Here is a 15,396-nt window from a genome sequence, read left to right on the forward strand (position 1 = left end):
GCTACTGCCCTCCCCCCAGCGAGTGGACGTAGATGGTCAGTGCCTTCAGCGTGGCCTCGTCGAGGCGCCCGCCCCAGGCCGGCATCACGCCGTTGCGGCTGTTGGTGATGGTCTCGGTCAGCGACGCCATGTCCATGCCGTAGAGGCTGATCGCGTCGGTCAGATTCGGTGCGCCCATCTCCACGTTGCCCTTGCCGGTCTCGCCGTGGCAGGCGGCGCAGTTATCGGCGAAGAGCTTGCGGCCGAGCGCAAGATTGGCTTTGGGCTCCGTCGAAAGGCTGGCGAGCTCGCGGACATGGTTGGCGACGGCATTGATCTCGTCACGCTTGAGCATGCCGTCGCGGCCGAAAGCCGGCATCTGGCTCACCCGCGTCTCGTCATTGCCGGCGACGCGGATACCGTGGCGCAGCGTCTGCATGATCGCCTCAAACGAGCCCCCCCAGAGCCAGTCGTCATCGTTCAGGTTGGGATAGCCCTTGGCGCCGGCGCCACCGACGCCGTGGCAGGCGGCGCAGTTGTCGCCGAAGGCGGCCTTGCCCTGCGCCATCGCGATCAGGAAGAGGGCCGGATCGGCCTTGATCTGCGCTGGCGTGGCATCCGCCATTCCGGCGGCCTGGGCCGCGCGCTGCGCCTTGAGCTGCGCCATGTCGGCGCTGATATCGGCGCGGCTGGCATAGCCGATCACGCCCCTGGTGGTGTCGGTCAAGAGCGGCCAGGCCGGGTAGACGACCCAGTAGCCGATCGACCAGACGATGGTGGCGTAGAAGATGCCGAGCCACCAGCGCGGCAGCGGCGTGTTGAGCTCGCGGATGCCGTCCCATTCATGGCCGGTGGTGGCGATGCCGGTATGCGGATCGACATGCGGGGCGTCGTGGCTCTTCTGGTCCATGATCAGTCCTCGCGCAGCGGATTGAGCGCGGCTTGATCGAAGCGGGCGCGGTTCTTCGGCCAGAAGGCGTAGACGCAGACGCCGAGGAAGACGGCGACGAAGTAGAGAAGGCCGGCGGACTGGGCGAAACCGGCAAGCCAGTGATAGGTCGTTTGCATGGCAGCCTCGCTCAGCGGATGTTGGCCTTGTCGTCGTAGAGCTTGAAGTCGACGAACGTGCCGAGCGCCTGGAGATAGGCGATCAGGGCGTCGGCTTCGGTGATGCGCTGCGGGTCGCCGTCGAAATCGCGCGATTGCGCCTTGGGGTAGCGCTTCTCCAGCTCGGACTGGCCGGGGTGGTCCGGCGTCGCCTGCGCCTTCAGGTCGCTTTCGACCTCGGCGATCATCGCGTCGGTGTAGGGCACGCCGCCGGCCCGGTTGGCGCGCAATTCATCGGCGATGTCGCCGTATTTCAGCTCGGTCTTCGCCAGGAAGGGATAGCCCGGCATGATCGATTGCGGCACGACCGCGCGCGGCTCGGCCAGATGCGCCCGCTGCCACTCGTCGGAATATTTGCCGCCGACGCGGGCGAGGTCCGGCCCGGTGCGCTTGGAGCCCCACTGGAAGGGCTTGTCGTACATGCTCTCGGCCGCGAGCGAGTAATGCCCGTAGCGCTCGACCTCGTCGCGCAGCGGCCGGATCATCTGGCTGTGGCAGTTATAGCAGCCCTCGCGGACATAGATCCCGCGGCCGGCGAGTTCGAGCGGCGTGTAGGGGCGCATGCCCTGCACGGTCTCGATCGTGTTCTTCAGGTAGAAAAGCGGCGCGATCTCGACGAGGCCGCCGATCGAGATCACCAGCAACGTACCGATGACCAGGACGATCGAGTTGGTCTCGAAGATCTTGTGCTTGGCCCAGAGCGACTTGCGCACGGGCTTGTGTTCGATGCTCGTCATTGCCCGGAACTCCTCAGACGGCCATGGCCAGCGGCGCCGGCGCCTCGTCCACGCGCGGCATCTCGGCCGCGCTCTCCGAGCGCACGGTCATCCAGAGGTTGAAGGCCATGATCAGTGCGCCGATCAGGAACAGGGCGCCGCCCAGTGCGCGGATCACATAGAAGGGGTGCATCGCCGCCACGGTCTCGATGAACGAGTACTCGAGGAAACCGAGGGAGGTGTAGGCGCGCCACATCAGGCCCTGGAGGATGCCGGAGACCCACATCGCGCAGATGTAGAAGACGATCCCGAGCGTCGAGATCCAGAAATGCCAGCTCACCAGCTTGAGCGAGTAGAGACCCTTGCGGTTCCAGAGCCAGGGCACGAGGCAGTAGATCGCGCCGAAGGAGATATAGGCGACCCAGCCGAGCGCGCCGGCATGGACATGGCCGATGGTCCAGTCGGTGTAATGCGACAGGCCGTTCACCGCCTTGATCGACATCAGCGGTCCCTCGAAGGTGGCCATGCCGTAGAAGGCGAGCGAGACCACCATCATCCGCAGCACGGGATCGGTGCGCAGCCGGTCCCAGGCGCCGGAGAGCGTCATGATGCCGTTGAGCATGCCGCCCCAGGAGGGCATCCACAGCATGATCGAGAATGTCATGCCCAGCGTCTGCGCCCAGTCGGGCAGAGCGGTGTAGTGGAGGTGGTGGGGGCCGGCCCAGATATAGATGAAGATCAGCGCCCAGAAATGGATGATCGAGAGCCGGTAGCTGTAGATCGGCCGCTCCGCGCGCTTGGGCACGAAGTAGTACATGATCGCGAGGAAGCCGGCGGTGAGGAAGAAGCCGACCGCGTTATGGCCGTACCACCACTGGAACATCGCATCCTGCACGCCCGACCAGAGACCGTAGGAGCGCGGCGACAACAGCGAGACCGGCACGGCAACGTTGTTGCCGATATGCAGGACCGCGATGGTCAGGATGAAGCCGAGATAGAACCAGTTCGCCACATAGATATGCGGCTCCCGGCGCTTCATCACCGTGCCCAGGAAGACCAGCAGGTAGACGACCCAGACGATGGTCAGCCAGAGATCGGCATACCATTCCGGCTCGGCGTATTCCTTGGCCTGGGTGATCCCCAGCAGGTAGCCGGTGCCGGCGATGACGATGAAGAAATTGTAGCCGAGGACGACGAACCAGGGCGACAAGATGCCCGCGAGGCGCGCGCGGCAGGTGCGCTGCACGACGTAGAAGGACGTTCCGATCAGCACGTTGCCGCCGAAGGCGAAGATCACCGCCGAGGTGTGCAGCGGCCGCATCCGGCCGAAATTGGTCCAGGGCAGGTCGAAGTTGAGATCCGGGAAGGCGAGCTGCAGCGCGATGATCAGCCCGACCGCGAAACCAGCGATGCCCCAGATCATCGAGGCCACGGTCGCGAACTTGACCGGCCCCATATTGTAGTTGGGCTTGCCATCGATCTCCTGCGGCTCGACCGGGACGGTGCCGTCGAAGCAGCGATTGGCGATGAGGACGATGCTGACGACGGACGCCAGGACGCCGAGCATGGCGTGGAAGGCGTAACCGGAATTCTCGGTCAGCGCGGCGATGATGATCAAAGGCAGCACGCAGGCCGCCGCGATCAGCATTCCCATCATTTCGCCGACAGTCGCTTGCCTGACTGGGCTTGCCGTTGCCGTCACCTTCTGACCCCGCTTCGTCGCCAGCGCATGAGCGCGCCATTCGCGTGAGACTTAACGAGCGGGGGGCGGAGGGGCGTTGATTCAGGTCAAGGGCGGCACCGCGTAGAGTGCGGCGCCGCAGCGCAGGCTCAGGCCGCGACGGCGCTCATGCGCTCGGCATTCATCACGCGCACGCCGCCCGGGACGATCAGGATGGTCTTGTCCTTGGCCAGGCGGGTGAAGGTGCGGCTGACGGTCTCGATGGTGAGGCCGAGGAAATCGGCGATGTCCTGCCGCGTCATCGGCAGGGGCACCGTGACCGAGGGCTTGCCGAGCCTGGCCCAGCGCTGCTGCATGCCGAGCAGGAAGCAGATCAGCTTCTCCTCGGCGGTCCGCCGGCCGAGCAGCATCATCTGCTCATGGGCGAGCGTCAGCTCATGGGTGGCGAACTCGTGCAGCCGCTTGAGCAGATGCGGCTTGGCATCGACCAGGGCCGTATAGGCGCCGCGCGAGAAGGCGCAAGCCGCGACCTCGCCGATCGCGTCGGCCGAGAAGCCGTAGGCGTCGCGCATCGCGAGGCCAAGGAAATCGCCCGGCAGGGCGAAGCCGACGACCTGACGGCGACCGTCCGAGAGAAGCTTGTAGAGGCGCACGACGCCGGCCGTGACGTTGTAGACGGAATGCGCCTCGCGCCCCTGCGTGAACAACGTCTCGCCCGAGGCGAAATGCGTGGGATGCGCGAGGGATTCCAGCAGCGACAGCTCATCGTCCGAAAGAGACGCGCAGACGCTGACGAGACGCACCATGCAGCTTCGGCAATTGCCTTCACCACGGTGCGCGGCGCTACAGGCCGAAGGGTGACAGTTCACGATCGCATCTTCCCGCTTGTCGGCTCGATCATAACCGAGGCGGACAGGGGCTCAAAGCACGCTTCCTGCCGCAGCCGGCGAAATTGATCCAGATCAATGCGACGACAGGCCCAGCGCAACCACCGTGCGGCCCTGAATTCGGGAGAGGCTACGGTGACGGGCGATGATATCTTCGAGGTCGCGCGCATCGCGCCGGCCGGCGCCGACACGGTCTTCAGCCTCGTCGCCATGCTGCATCCGGAGGTGACGCCGGAGGGCTGGGCCGCCTTCGTGCGCGACAATTCGCATGATGGCGCGCGGCCCCGCGGCGTCTTCACGTTGCGCGACGCGCGAACCATGCCGCATGCCGTCTTCACCTTCCGCGTCGCGCAGACGATCGCGGGCGGCGCGGCGCTGGAAATCTCGGAACTGGCGATGCTCCGGCTGCCGGGCACGCATCTGGTCAACGCGCTGCTGCGCTTCGCCAACCAGCTCGCGGTCGAGCTCGACCTGCCGCGGATCGCGATCTCGCTGGAGCGATCGGCGGCCTGGCCGCAGGACCATGACGCGCTCCAGCGCTCGGGCTTCCAGGTCGACCGGATGATGGTTCTGGGCCGGGCGCAACTGGCGCCGACGACCCCCAATTGACCTACCTCAAACCGGCAGGCAGGCCGGATCAGCGGCCGTTGGCCTTCCGCCATGCCGCGAAATCGACCTTGCTCTGCTCCTCCGTCGGCGGATAGAGGCCGAGGATCGAGCGGCCCTTCAGGACCTCCTCCGTGACGAAATCCTCGAACGCGGTCATCTCGACCGCTTCGACTGCGACTTCGTCGGCGAGATGGGCGGGGATGACGATGACGCCCTCGGCATCGCCGACCACGACATCGCCCGGGAAGACCGCGACGTCGCCGCAGCCGATCGGGACGTTGATGTCGATGGCCTGATGCAGGGTCAGGTTGGTCGGGGAAGACGGGCGGTTGTGATAGCTCGGGAAGGGCAATTCGGCGATCTCGTAGGAATCCCGGAAGCCGCCATCGGTGACGACGCCGGCGACGCCGCGCTTCATCAGGCGCGAGACGAGGATGCCCCCGGCCGAGGCCGCGCGCGGGTCCTTGCGGCTGTCGATCACCATCACGGCGCCGGGCGGGCAATCCTCGACCGCCTTGCGCTGGGGATGGGCACGATCCTGAAAGACCGAGAGCGAGTTCAGGTCCTCGCGCGCCGGGATGTAGCGGAGCGTGAAGGCCTCGCCGACCATGGTGCCGGCGCCAGGGTTGAGCGGGCGGACATCCTGGATGAACTGGTTGCGCAGGCCGCGTTTGAACAGGGCGGTGCAGAGCGTGGCGACGGAAACCCCGCGCAGCTTCTCGCGGGTTTCCGGCTTGAGACTGGGCATGCGTTCACCTTCCGACGTCCGTGGCATCCCGCCGGGCGGCAGGCGGCGGCGAGGTTCCCGCGATCCGACCTGCTTTGTAAAGGCGGTGCGATCAGCAAAAAACGCAACCCGCCTCTGCCTGTCGGGATATCGCCTATTTGCCCCAGCGCAGCGCCAGCGGATCGAGCTCGCGGGCCAGCTCGATCAGGCCGTCGCGGGTCTTCGGATGCAGCGGCGTCAATGGATGGCGCACGGCCTCCGACTTGATGACACCGCCCTCCTTCATCACCGCCTTGGCCGAACGCAGGCCGCATTGGCGGTTCTCGTAATTGATAATCGGCAGGACGCGGGCATAGAGCGCCGCCGCTTGCTTGCGATCGCCAGCAGCGTGCGCGGCGAGGATCGGCTTGATCAGGTCCGGGATCATCGCCGAGGTCATCGTTCCGGTGGCCCCCGCATCGAGATCGGCCATCAGCGTGATCGCCTCCTCGCCGTCGAAGGGGCCGACCACGGCATCGCCGCCGGCCTCGATCAGCGCGCGCAGCTTGTTGGCCGTGCCGGGCACCTCGATCTTGAAATAGCGGACGAGCGGAACCTCCTTCGCCAGCCGGATCATGAAGGGCACGGTCATGGTCACGCCGGAGAGCGGCGCGTCCTGCAGGATGATCGGGATACCGCAGGCATCGGCGACCGCCTTGAAATGCTCGATCATGCCCTGCTCGTCGGCCTTGAGCAGCGCGCCGTGATAGGGCGGCATCATCATCAGCATCTTGGCGCCGGCGTCCGCTGCGGCCTTGGCGCGCTGGGCTGCGATGCGGGTCGCGAAATGCGAGGTGGTGACGATGACCGGCACGCGGCCGGCGACCTGCTCAAGCGAGAGCCGCATGACCTGCTCGCGCTCCTCGTCGGTGAGCAGGAACTGCTCCGAGAAATTGGCGAGGATGCAGATGCCGTCGACGCCCTGGTCGACCATCAGGTCCATGACGCGCTTGTTGCCCTCGACATCGAGATCGCCGTTCTCGTGGAAGATGGTCGGCGCGATCGGCAGGATGCCCTTGTAAGGCTCGGTCATGGCGTCATCTCGTCGGTGGCGGACAGGAGGGGATCAGACAGTGCTGGCGGCCTTGGTGCCGCGCAAGCGGCGCGCGACCGAACCGATGACCGGCATGACCAAGAGCGCGAGGCCGATCGCCATCAACGTGGAGACCAGCGGGTTCGACCAGAAGATCGAGAGCGAGCCCTGACTGAAGATCATCGACTGGCGGAAGGCGTCCTCGGCCTTGTCGCCGATGACCATGGCCAGCACCAGAGGCGCGATCGGATAATCGAGCTTCTTGAAGACATAGCCGACGAGGCCGAAGATCAGCGCGAGCCAGATATCGAACTCCTTGCTCGCGGCGGTGAAGGCGCCGATGAAGCAGATCACCACGATGATCGGCCCGATGATCGAGAAGGGGATGCGTAGGATCGAGGCGAAGAGCGGCACCGTCGCCAGCACGATCACCACGGCCACGACATTGCCGAGATACATCGAGGCGATCAGGCCCCAGACGAAGTCCGGCCGGTCGGTGAAGAGCGTCGGGCCGGGATTGAGACCCCAGATCATCAGGCCGCCCATCATCACCGCCGCCGTCGCCGAACCGGGAATGCCGAGCGCCAGCATCGGCAGCATGGCGGCGGAGCCGGCGGCATGGTCGGCGGTCTCCGGCGCGATCACACCCTCGGGCTCGCCCTTGCCGAACTTGGCCGGGTTGCGCGAGGAGCGCTTGGCCATCGCATAGCTCATGAAGGAGGCGGCCGTCGGCCCGCCCGGCGTGATGCCCATCCAGATGCCGATCAGCGAGGAGCGCAGCAGGGCGAGCCAATAGCGCGGCAGCTTTGCGGCCGTGCGCAGCACGTCACCGACACGCACCTTGGCGGCGACGCCCTCGAATTTCAGCCCTTCTTCCATGGTCAGCAGCAACTCGCCGATGCCGAACAGGCCGATCACCGCGATAAGGAAGCTGACGCCGGCGAGCAGCACGTCGAACTCGAAGGTCAGGCGGACATTGCCGGAGACCGAGTCCATGCCGATCGTCGCCAGCGCAAAGCCGATCGCCATCGAGACCACCGTCTTGAAGGGCGAGGCGCCGCCGAGCCCGATGAAGCTCGCGAAGGTCATGAAATAGACGGCGAAATATTCGGGCGAGGAGAAGCGCAGCGCGAATTTCGCGACCCAGCCGGAGAGCAGCGTGATCAGGATGACGCCGGCCATGGCGCCGAAGCCGGCGGACAGGAAGGCGAAGGAGAGCGCTTCGGTCGCCTTGCCCTGCTTGGCCATCGGGTGACCGTCGAAGGTCGTCGCGACCGATGAGGGCTCGCCGGGAATGTTGAACAGGATCGAGGTCGTCGAGCCGCCGAAGAGCGCGCCCCAGTAGAGCGAGGTCAGCAGGATGATCGCCGAGACCGGATCCATCGAGAAGGTCAGCGGCAGCAGGAGCGAGACGCCGTTGGGCGCACCAAGCCCCGGCAGCACCCCGACGAGCACGCCGAGCAGCACGCCTGCCATCATCAGCAGGATATGGTGCGTGGTGAGCGCGACCGAGAAGCCGTGCATCAGGTTGGCGACGTTATCCATGCTGATATCCCCGCCGTCTCAGAGGCCGATGAGCGGCTCGATCGGGCCCTTGAGCAGGCCGATCTGGAAGAATTTCTCGAGCGCGAAATAGAAGAAGACCGCGGTCACGAAGGCGGTCACGAGGCTCTGCAGCCAGCCATAACCGCCCTGAAAGCGCATCGCGAAAACGAGATAGAGGATCGTCGCGACATACATGCCGAGCGTCGCGCTGAGCACCACGAAGGCGATCAGCGGCAGCAGGAAGGACAGCACCCGCTTGCCGCGTTCGGCATCGAGGAAGGCTTCCGCAAGCACCGCTTTGCCCGCGAAGCGCTGGCCGATGGTGACGGCAACCGTGCCGAGGCTCGCCAGAGCGATCAGCGCGCCTGCGTAGAAGGGAAAGGCGCCGGGCTGCGGGCCCGAATTATCCCAGCCGATGCCGAATTCGAGCGAGCCCTTCACGATGACGAGCCCGAAGACCAGTGTCAGGACGGCCATCCCGATCTCTGCCCAGAAGCGGGTGATCATGCGGTGGGTTCCTCCTTGCGGGAGCGGCGGGAAGGCGCCTCGTCATTCCGGACGCAGCGAAGCGTCGATCCGGAATCCATCCTAGAGCTCAAGCGCCCTTCGATGGATCCCGGGTCGGCCGCTGGCCGCCCGGGATGACGTACAGGTTCGATGTCTTGTCCGGTCGGTCGCTTACTTCGCGACCCAGCCTTCGTTCTCGAAGACCTTCTTGTTCGCCGCTTCGTCCTTGGCGACGAAATCGGCGAGCTCCTTGCCCTTCATGAACTTGCCGGTCTGAGCCGTGCGCGTCACGAATTCCTTCCACTCCGGCGTCTGGCTGACCTTCTCCAGCAGGCCGGCATAATAGGTCACCGCATCGGCGGGAACGTCGGCCGGCAGCCAGACGGTGCGCGGCATCTGGAAGGTCTCCAGCGGCAGGCCGGCTTCCTTGCAGGTCGGGACGTCGCCCCAGCCCTTGCCCTCGAAGACCGGCTCGCCCTTGGCGAGGCGCACTGGCGAGAAGACGCAGAGCGGCTTCACCTGTCCAGCCTTCCACTGGCCGATATTCTCGTTGGGATTGTTGGTGTTGGAGTCGATATGGCCGCCGGCGAGCTGCACGGCCGCGGCACTGCCGCCCTGGAACGGCACATAGATCCATTTCACGCCGGTGGCGTCCTGGATCATCGAGGTCAGCGTCTGGTCGGTGTCCTTCGACTGACTGCCGCCCATCTTGAAGCCCATTGGCTTGGCCTTGACCGCCTCGATATAGGCCTTGGCATCGGCATAGGGGGCGTCGCCCTTGACCCAGAGCAGGAACTCGTCGAGCGCCAGCGCCGCGACCGGGGTCAGGTCAGAGACCTTGTAGCCGAGCTTGGCGACGTAAGGCAGCAGATAGGCGTTGTTGGTGCCGAAGATGACGCGGTTCGGATCGCCCTTGGCGCCCTTGCCGTAGACATAGCCCTCGGCACCCGAGCCGCCGCCCTTGTTCACCACCACGATCGGCTGCTCGGTGAATTTGTGCTTGGTGATGATCGACTGGATGATGCGGGCGAAATTGTCGGTGCCGCCGCCGGCGCCGGAGGTCACGACGAACTCGATCGGCTTGGTCGGTTCCCAGGCCTGTGCGGCACCGATGCCGCCAAGCGTGAGCGCGCCGGCGAACGCAGCCGAAATGGCGATGGTCTTCATGGTCTCTCTCCCTGGGTTTTGCTCTTGAGGCCGCTCTTGCCGGCGGCTTTGTCGAAACTGCTTGGAAAAATCAGGCCGCGGCGCGGGTCTTGCCCTTTCCGTCCTGGGCCATCTTGATAGCCAGCGCGAGCGCGGCCCGAGTCGCGCCGAGATTGGCGACGCCCTTGCCGGCGATCTCATAGGCCGTGCCATGGGCCGGCGTGCAGATCGGGAAGGGGAAGCCGCCGATCAGGGTGACACCACGGTCGAAGCCGATCAGCTTCATCGCGATCTGGCCCTGGTCGTGATACATCGTCAGCACGGCGTCGAAATCGCCGTTCTTAGCCCGCAGGAACACCGTGTCCGACGGGAACGGCCCTTCGACCGTGAAGCCCTTGGCCTTGGCCGCCTTCACCGCCGGCTCGATCGTCTCGATCTCGTCGCGGCCGAAATTGCCGCCGTCACCGGCATGGGGATTGATGCCGGCGACCGCGATGCGCGGCGGGTTGAAGCCGGCTGCGCGCAGATTGGCATCGGCCAGCGTCAGCGCCCGCAGGATGCGCTCCTGCGTGATGTTCTGTGCCACTTCCGACAGCGGGATGTGCGAGGTGACGCGGGCGTTCCAGAGCTTGTCGAGGATGTTGAACTCGCTCGCGGCGCCCTCGAAGCCGATGGCATCGCGCACGAAGCGGATCTCGTCGTCGTAGCCGGGATAGGCAAAGCGCATCGCCGCCTTGTTGAAGGGTGTGAAGAACACCGCGTCGGCCTGGCCGGAAGCGGCGAATTGCAGCGCGCGACGAAAATTCTCGGTCGCAGCCTTGCCGCCTGCGAGCGTCGCGGTGCCGCGCTTGAGTTCGGCGGGATCGTGATTGGCGAGATCGACGAAGACCGGCCTGTCGCCGAGCGGCAACGCGCCGCCATCCTTGACGACGTTAACCTGCGGATCCGCACCGCCATCCTTGATGCCGAGGTCGAGCAGGCGCTTGTCGCCGAATACGACATAGCGGGCCGCACCACGCAGGTCGGCCTCCGACAGGATGCGGGCCGTCAGTTCGGGGCTAATGCCGGAGGGATCGCCAATCGCCACGGCGATCACGGGCAAGGCGTCATTCGTCCGCTCATTCATGGCCGCAACTCCGCTGCCTGATCGTTCCTCTGACTCCGTTGGCTAACACAAGCGGCACAGCCACTCAAGTATGCTGTATGCAGCATATCAAAATCGATGTACTCATTCGGCAGGCGCCGGCTGCGGATCGGACTGCGCCGGAGGAGGGCCGATGAATTTTCATGCGCATTACGCCGGGATCGCGGAGCCGGTCGAAACCTGCCTCGTCGGCAGCGGCAGCTTCGGGCGCAGCTATCTCGCGCAGTCGCGCCGGACACGGCTGGTCAATGCGCGCATCGCGGTCGACGTGACCGCCGAAGCTGCTGGAAAAGCTTTCGCCGCGGCCGGTTTCGAGCCTGCCGAGATTGCCCTGTGCGCGACCAGCACGGAGGCTAAGGCTGCCTGGAAGGCTGGCCAATGCGTCGCGGCGGCGAGCCTCGATACCGTCATGGACTTGCCCTTCGCGCTTCTGGTCGAGGCGACCGGCAGCCCCGAAGCCGCGACTCGGCACAGCCTCACCGCGATCGATGCCGGCCGCCATGTCGCTCTGGTCTCGAAGGAGGCCGACAGCGTCGTCGGGCCGGGGCTGGCCCGGCTCGCACGCGACAAGGGCGTGGTGGTGACGCCGGTCGATGGCGACCAGCCGAGCCTGCTGATCGCGCTGGCAAGCTGGGCCGAGGTGATCGGCCTCGATATCATCGCGGTCGGCAAGTCGAGCGAGTATGATTTCGTGCTCGACGCAGCGACCGGCAATGTCACCTGCAATGGCGTGACCCGCTCGCTGCCGGCGCTGCGCGAGCACTGGTTGCCGGGCTCCCGTTCGATCGTGGCCAACGCAGCCGAGCGCGCCCGTATCCTCGGTGAAGCCTTCCCCCTGAGGGCTGTGCCTGATCTCTGCGAGATGATGCTCGTCGCCAATGCGCTCGGCTTCTCCGCCGATGCCGCCGGCTTCCATGCGCCGCCTGCTCGCGTGCCGGAACTGGCCGATCTCTTCGCGGAGCGCGGCGAAGGCGGATTGATGGGCGGCACGCGCCGGATCGACGTGTTCCACCATCTGCGGCTCAAGGAAGAGGCAAGCTTCGCCGGCGGCGTCTTCATCGTCGTGCGCTGCGACAATGACGAGACCTGGGAAATGCTGGCCGGCAAGGGCCATGTCGTCAGCCGCAGCGGCAAGACCGCGGCGCTCTACCTGCCGCGCCATCTGCTGGGCGTCGAGGTCGCGACCTCGATTCTCGATGCCGCCGGCCTCGGCCGCTCCGGCTACGGCGACGACTACCGCCCGCGGCAAGACCTCGTCGCTGTGGCGCAGCGCGATCTCGCCGCCGGAACGGTGCTCACGATGGGCGGGCACCATCACAGCATCGAGAATGTCGGGGCCGAGGTGCGGCCGGCAATGCCGCTCGCCGCCGAGCGCCCTGCCCCGTTCTATCTGGTCGCCAACCGAACCCTCGTTCGCCCGGTCCAGGCCGGCGAGGCGATCCGGCTCGGCGATGTCACGATCCCCGAGGATTCCGGCCTGCTGGCGATGCGCCGGCGCCAGGATGCGCTCTTCTTTGCCGGGAGCGACACGCCGGTTTGACAGCGCGGAAGCCGCATGCCGTAACGGAGAGGCCGGAAACAACGGAGCAACGATGAGCGAGACGGCGGCCGCCTACACCCCGATCACGCGCCGCACCCTCCATGACGAGGTGCTGGAGCGCGTGCGCGACATGATCATCGAGGGGCGGCTCGAACCCGGCCAGCGCATCAACGAGGGCCAGGTCGGCGCGCAGCTCGGCGTGTCGCGGACGCCCTTGCGCGAGGCGATCAAGACGCTAGCCAGCGAAGGACTGGTCGAAATCCTGCCGGCCAAGGGGGCGATCGTCCGCAAATTCTCGGCGCGCGACCTCGCCGACATTCTCGAAGTCATCAAGAGCCTTGAGCAGCTCGGCGGCCGGATCGCCTGCGCTGAGGCCAGCGACGCGACGATCGGAGCAATCCACAAGCTCCACCGCGATATGCTCGCGCTCTACGCGACGCGCGACAGGCTCGACTATTTCAAGCTGAACCAGGCGATCCACAGCGCCATCGTCGCCGCATCCGGCAACGCCGTGCTGGCCGAGATGCACACCACCCTGCAATCGCGGATCAAGCGGCTGCGCTTCGTCGGCAATGAAGGCCCGGAAAAATGGGCCGGAGCGGTCGCCGAACACGAGGACATGATGGCCGCCCTGCTGAGGCGCGATGGCGACGCCCTCGCCGAGGCGATCGGCCGCCATATGGACACGACGCTGGTCAGGGTGCGCGAAGTTCTCTGAGGGTCGGCAGGGAACATCCGGCACGCCCGAGGCTCATAGACTTTCGAATAAGCTCCCGGCGGCTACGAAAGCCCTCCCGCTCCAACCGGAATTCGTTCCCACACAAGCGCTTACTCTCACCTTGGAGCCGGCCTGCCGGCCCTCCGAGACGGCTATCCGTGCCCCCGTTCTTTCAATAAGCTGTAGACAAGGCGGCCCGGGGACTTTCGCCCCAGGAGCTTCCGATACAACGGGGCCGTTCACCGCCCGGACAGGGCGGAAAGGCGTTCAAGGAGACATCCATGAAGAAAATTCTGTTGGCTACGCTGTCGGCCTCCGCGCTGATGGCGGCGCAGCCGCTGATGGCCAAGACCCTGGTGTATTGCTCGGAGGGAAGCCCCGAGAACTTCGCGCCGAGCGTCAACACCACCGGCACGTCCTTCGACGCGAACACCCAGATCTACGACACGATCGTCCAGTTCGAGCGCGGCGGCACCAACGTCCAGCCGGCGCTCGCGGAAAAGTGGGATATCTCGCCCGATGGCCTGACCTATACCTTCCACCTGCGCAAGAACGTCAAGTGGCAGTCCAACAAGAACTTCAAGCCGACGCGCAACTTCAATGCCGACGACATCATCTTCATGATCGAGCGGCAGTGGAAGGAAGACAACGCGTTCTTCAAGGTGACCAGCTCGAACCACTCCTATTTCAACGACATGGGCATGCCCAAGCTGCTGAAAACGGTGGAGAAGGTCGATGACTACACCGTCAAGATCACGCTGAACCAGCCGGAGGCGCCGTTCCTCGCCGACCTCGCGATGCAATATGCCAGCGTGCAGTCGAAGGAATATGCCGATGCGATGCTGAAGGCGGGCACGCCGGAGAAGCTCGATCAGGACCCGGTCGGCACCGGCCCGTTCTATCTGGTGCAATACCAGAAGGACGCGATCATCCGCTACAAGGCCAATCCCGACTACTGGGCCGGCAAGGCCCAGATCGACGACCTGATCTTCGCGATCACGCCGGACGCCTCGGTGCGCTGGGCCAAGCTCCAGAAGGGCGAGTGCCATGTCATGCCCTATCCGAATCCGGCCGATCTCGACGCGATCAAGAAGGACCCCAATGTCCAGATCCTGGAGCAGCCCGGCCTGAACATCGGCTATCTCGCCTACAACACCACCAAGAAGCCCTTCGACGACGTCAAGGTGCGCCGCGCGGTCAACAAGGCGATCAACAAGAAGGCGATCATCGACGCAGTCTACCTGTCGAGCGGCGTCGCGGCGACCAACCCGATCCCGCCGTCGATGTGGTCCTATAACGAGACCATCAAGGACGATCCGTTCGATCCGGAGGCGGCTAAGAAGGAGCTGGCCGCGGCCGGCTATCCGAACGGCCTCGAGATCGACCTCTGGGCCATGCCGGTGCAGCGCCCCTACAACCCGAACGCCAAGCGCATCGCCGAACTGATGCAGGCGGATCTGGCCAAGGTCGGCATCAAGGCCGAGATCAAGAGCTTCGAATGGGGCGAATACCGCAAGCGCATGCAGGCGGGCGAGCACCAGACGGGCATGCTCGGCTGGACCGGCGACAACGGCGATCCGGACAACTTCCTGCACACGCTGCTGGGCTGCGAGTCCGCCAAGACAAATGGCTCGAACGTCGCGAAGTTCTGCTACCAGCCGTTCGAGGATCTGGTCGTGAAGGCGAAGACAGTCACCGATCAAGCCGAGCGCGAGAAGCTCTACCGGCAGGCGCAGGTGATCTTCAAGGAGCAGTCGCCCTGGTTCACCATCGCGCATGCGGTGCAGCTCAAGCCTGTCCGCAAGGAGGTGAAGGACTTCAAGCTCTCGCCGTTCGGCCGCCACACCTTCTACGGCGTCGACATCGGCAAGTGAGCCGACTTATCAGTCGCGCTACGCCCTGGCGCGGCTGATGCATGCCAGATGACGCGGCCCCGGCGGGGTCGCGTTCCGGGAGGCGGAGACGATGGGGCACGACGCCCCGCGCCCGATCCGCCTCCCTCGCCTTTGCCGAAAGAA

General features: G+C 65.5%; 15 protein-coding genes. 4 read left to right on the forward strand and 11 right to left on the reverse strand.

Features of this window, described 5'->3' with window-relative positions:
• Position 1 precedes the first annotated feature (1 nt).
• From ccoP to Q9235_RS23610, 5 genes are all read right to left on the reverse strand, one after another.
• Positions 2-889, reverse strand: a complete 888-nt coding sequence (gene ccoP / locus Q9235_RS23590) for a cytochrome-c oxidase, cbb3-type subunit III (protein WP_306224238.1) — start codon at positions 887-889, stop codon at positions 2-4.
• 2 nt (positions 890-891) lie between these two features.
• Positions 892-1,047: a cbb3-type cytochrome c oxidase subunit 3 gene (locus Q9235_RS23595; protein ID WP_306224239.1), complete on the reverse strand. Its 156-nt coding sequence runs from the start codon at positions 1,045-1,047 to the stop codon at positions 892-894.
• Positions 1,048-1,058: 11 nt separating this feature from the next.
• Positions 1,059-1,823 carry a cytochrome-c oxidase, cbb3-type subunit II gene (gene ccoO, locus Q9235_RS23600; RefSeq protein WP_306224240.1) on the reverse strand — a complete coding sequence of 255 codons (765 nt, stop codon included), beginning with the start codon at positions 1,821-1,823 and terminating at the stop codon, positions 1,059-1,061.
• A gap of 13 nt (positions 1,824-1,836) precedes the next feature.
• Complete coding sequence (gene ccoN, locus Q9235_RS23605) at positions 1,837-3,450, reverse strand: cytochrome-c oxidase, cbb3-type subunit I (RefSeq protein WP_306224241.1); 1,614 nt, start codon at positions 3,448-3,450, stop codon at positions 1,837-1,839.
• Positions 3,451-3,632: 182 nt separating this feature from the next.
• Positions 3,633-4,289, reverse strand: a complete 657-nt coding sequence (locus Q9235_RS23610) for a helix-turn-helix domain-containing protein (protein ID WP_173048692.1) — start codon at positions 4,287-4,289, stop codon at positions 3,633-3,635.
• Between the two features lie 216 nt (positions 4,290-4,505).
• Here Q9235_RS23610 and Q9235_RS23615 point away from each other — a divergent pair, with 216 nt between their 5' ends.
• Complete coding sequence (locus Q9235_RS23615) at positions 4,506-4,979, forward strand: hypothetical protein (RefSeq protein ID WP_306224242.1); 474 nt, start codon at positions 4,506-4,508, stop codon at positions 4,977-4,979.
• Between the two features lie 28 nt (positions 4,980-5,007).
• On the opposite strand, the gene Q9235_RS23620 is transcribed toward Q9235_RS23615, so the two are convergent.
• The 6 genes from Q9235_RS23620 to Q9235_RS23645 form a co-directional block, all read right to left on the reverse strand.
• Complete coding sequence (locus tag Q9235_RS23620; protein ID WP_306224243.1) at positions 5,008-5,727, reverse strand: ribonuclease activity regulator RraA; 720 nt, start codon at positions 5,725-5,727, stop codon at positions 5,008-5,010.
• Between the two features lie 133 nt (positions 5,728-5,860).
• Positions 5,861-6,778, reverse strand: coding sequence for a dihydrodipicolinate synthase family protein (locus Q9235_RS23625; RefSeq protein ID WP_306224244.1), 918 nt, complete (start codon positions 6,776-6,778; stop codon positions 5,861-5,863).
• Between the two features lie 33 nt (positions 6,779-6,811).
• Complete coding sequence (locus Q9235_RS23630) at positions 6,812-8,323, reverse strand: tripartite tricarboxylate transporter permease (RefSeq protein WP_306224245.1); 1,512 nt, start codon at positions 8,321-8,323, stop codon at positions 6,812-6,814.
• 18 nt (positions 8,324-8,341) lie between these two features.
• Positions 8,342-8,830: a tripartite tricarboxylate transporter TctB family protein gene (locus Q9235_RS23635; protein ID WP_306224246.1), complete on the reverse strand. Its 489-nt coding sequence runs from the start codon at positions 8,828-8,830 to the stop codon at positions 8,342-8,344.
• Positions 8,831-9,001: 171 nt separating this feature from the next.
• A complete protein-coding gene (locus Q9235_RS23640) occupies positions 9,002-9,997 on the reverse strand; it encodes a Bug family tripartite tricarboxylate transporter substrate binding protein (protein ID WP_306224247.1) in 996 nt (331 codons plus the stop codon).
• Between the two features lie 70 nt (positions 9,998-10,067).
• Positions 10,068-11,102, reverse strand: a complete 1,035-nt coding sequence (locus Q9235_RS23645) for a 4-hydroxythreonine-4-phosphate dehydrogenase PdxA (protein ID WP_306224248.1) — start codon at positions 11,100-11,102, stop codon at positions 10,068-10,070.
• 151 nt (positions 11,103-11,253) lie between these two features.
• Here Q9235_RS23645 and Q9235_RS23650 point away from each other — a divergent pair, with 151 nt between their 5' ends.
• From Q9235_RS23650 to Q9235_RS23660, 3 genes are all read left to right on the forward strand, one after another.
• The gene (locus tag Q9235_RS23650; RefSeq protein ID WP_306224249.1) at positions 11,254-12,660 is read left to right on the forward strand and encodes a flagellar biosynthesis protein FlgA; all 1,407 of its coding nucleotides are present in this window, start codon (positions 11,254-11,256) and stop codon (positions 12,658-12,660) included.
• A gap of 52 nt (positions 12,661-12,712) precedes the next feature.
• On the forward strand, positions 12,713-13,378 hold the full coding sequence (locus tag Q9235_RS23655) for a GntR family transcriptional regulator (protein WP_306224250.1): 666 nt from the start codon (positions 12,713-12,715) through the stop codon (positions 13,376-13,378).
• 281 nt (positions 13,379-13,659) lie between these two features.
• Positions 13,660-15,252, forward strand: a complete 1,593-nt coding sequence (locus Q9235_RS23660) for an ABC transporter substrate-binding protein (protein ID WP_306224251.1) — start codon at positions 13,660-13,662, stop codon at positions 15,250-15,252.
• Positions 15,253-15,396: the final 144 nt, after the last annotated feature.

Origin of the sequence: Bosea beijingensis (assembly GCF_030758975.1) — a bacterium.
Classification (GTDB): domain Bacteria; phylum Pseudomonadota; class Alphaproteobacteria; order Rhizobiales; family Beijerinckiaceae; genus Allobosea; species Allobosea beijingensis.

Bases quoted from the DNA above. Each gene is read 5' to 3' on its own strand.
- Q9235_RS23635 (WP_306224246.1), bottom strand. From the start codon at position 8,830: ATGATCACCCGCTTCTGGGCAGAGATCGGGATGGCCGTCCTGACACTG.
- Q9235_RS23620 (WP_306224243.1), bottom strand. From the start codon at position 5,727: ATGCCCAGTCTCAAGCCGGAAACCCGCGAGAAGCTGCGCGGGGTTTCC.
- Q9235_RS23630 (WP_306224245.1), bottom strand. From the start codon at position 8,323: ATGGATAACGTCGCCAACCTGATGCACGGCTTCTCGGTCGCGCTCACC.
- Q9235_RS23655 (WP_306224250.1), top strand. From the start codon at position 12,713: ATGAGCGAGACGGCGGCCGCCTACACCCCGATCACGCGCCGCACCCTC.
- Q9235_RS23640 (WP_306224247.1), bottom strand. From the start codon at position 9,997: ATGAAGACCATCGCCATTTCGGCTGCGTTCGCCGGCGCGCTCACGCTT.
- ccoP (WP_306224238.1), bottom strand. From the start codon at position 889: ATGGACCAGAAGAGCCACGACGCCCCGCATGTCGATCCGCATACCGGC.
- Q9235_RS23610 (WP_173048692.1), bottom strand. From the start codon at position 4,289: ATGGTGCGTCTCGTCAGCGTCTGCGCGTCTCTTTCGGACGATGAGCTG.
- Q9235_RS23595 (WP_306224239.1), bottom strand. From the start codon at position 1,047: ATGCAAACGACCTATCACTGGCTTGCCGGTTTCGCCCAGTCCGCCGGC.
- Q9235_RS23650 (WP_306224249.1), top strand. From the start codon at position 11,254: ATGAATTTTCATGCGCATTACGCCGGGATCGCGGAGCCGGTCGAAACC.
- Q9235_RS23645 (WP_306224248.1), bottom strand. From the start codon at position 11,102: ATGAATGAGCGGACGAATGACGCCTTGCCCGTGATCGCCGTGGCGATT.
- ccoO (WP_306224240.1), bottom strand. From the start codon at position 1,823: ATGACGAGCATCGAACACAAGCCCGTGCGCAAGTCGCTCTGGGCCAAG.
- Q9235_RS23625 (WP_306224244.1), bottom strand. From the start codon at position 6,778: ATGACCGAGCCTTACAAGGGCATCCTGCCGATCGCGCCGACCATCTTC.
- ccoN (WP_306224241.1), bottom strand. From the start codon at position 3,450: ATGCTGATCGCGGCGGCCTGCGTGCTGCCTTTGATCATCATCGCCGCG.
- Q9235_RS23660 (WP_306224251.1), top strand. From the start codon at position 13,660: ATGAAGAAAATTCTGTTGGCTACGCTGTCGGCCTCCGCGCTGATGGCG.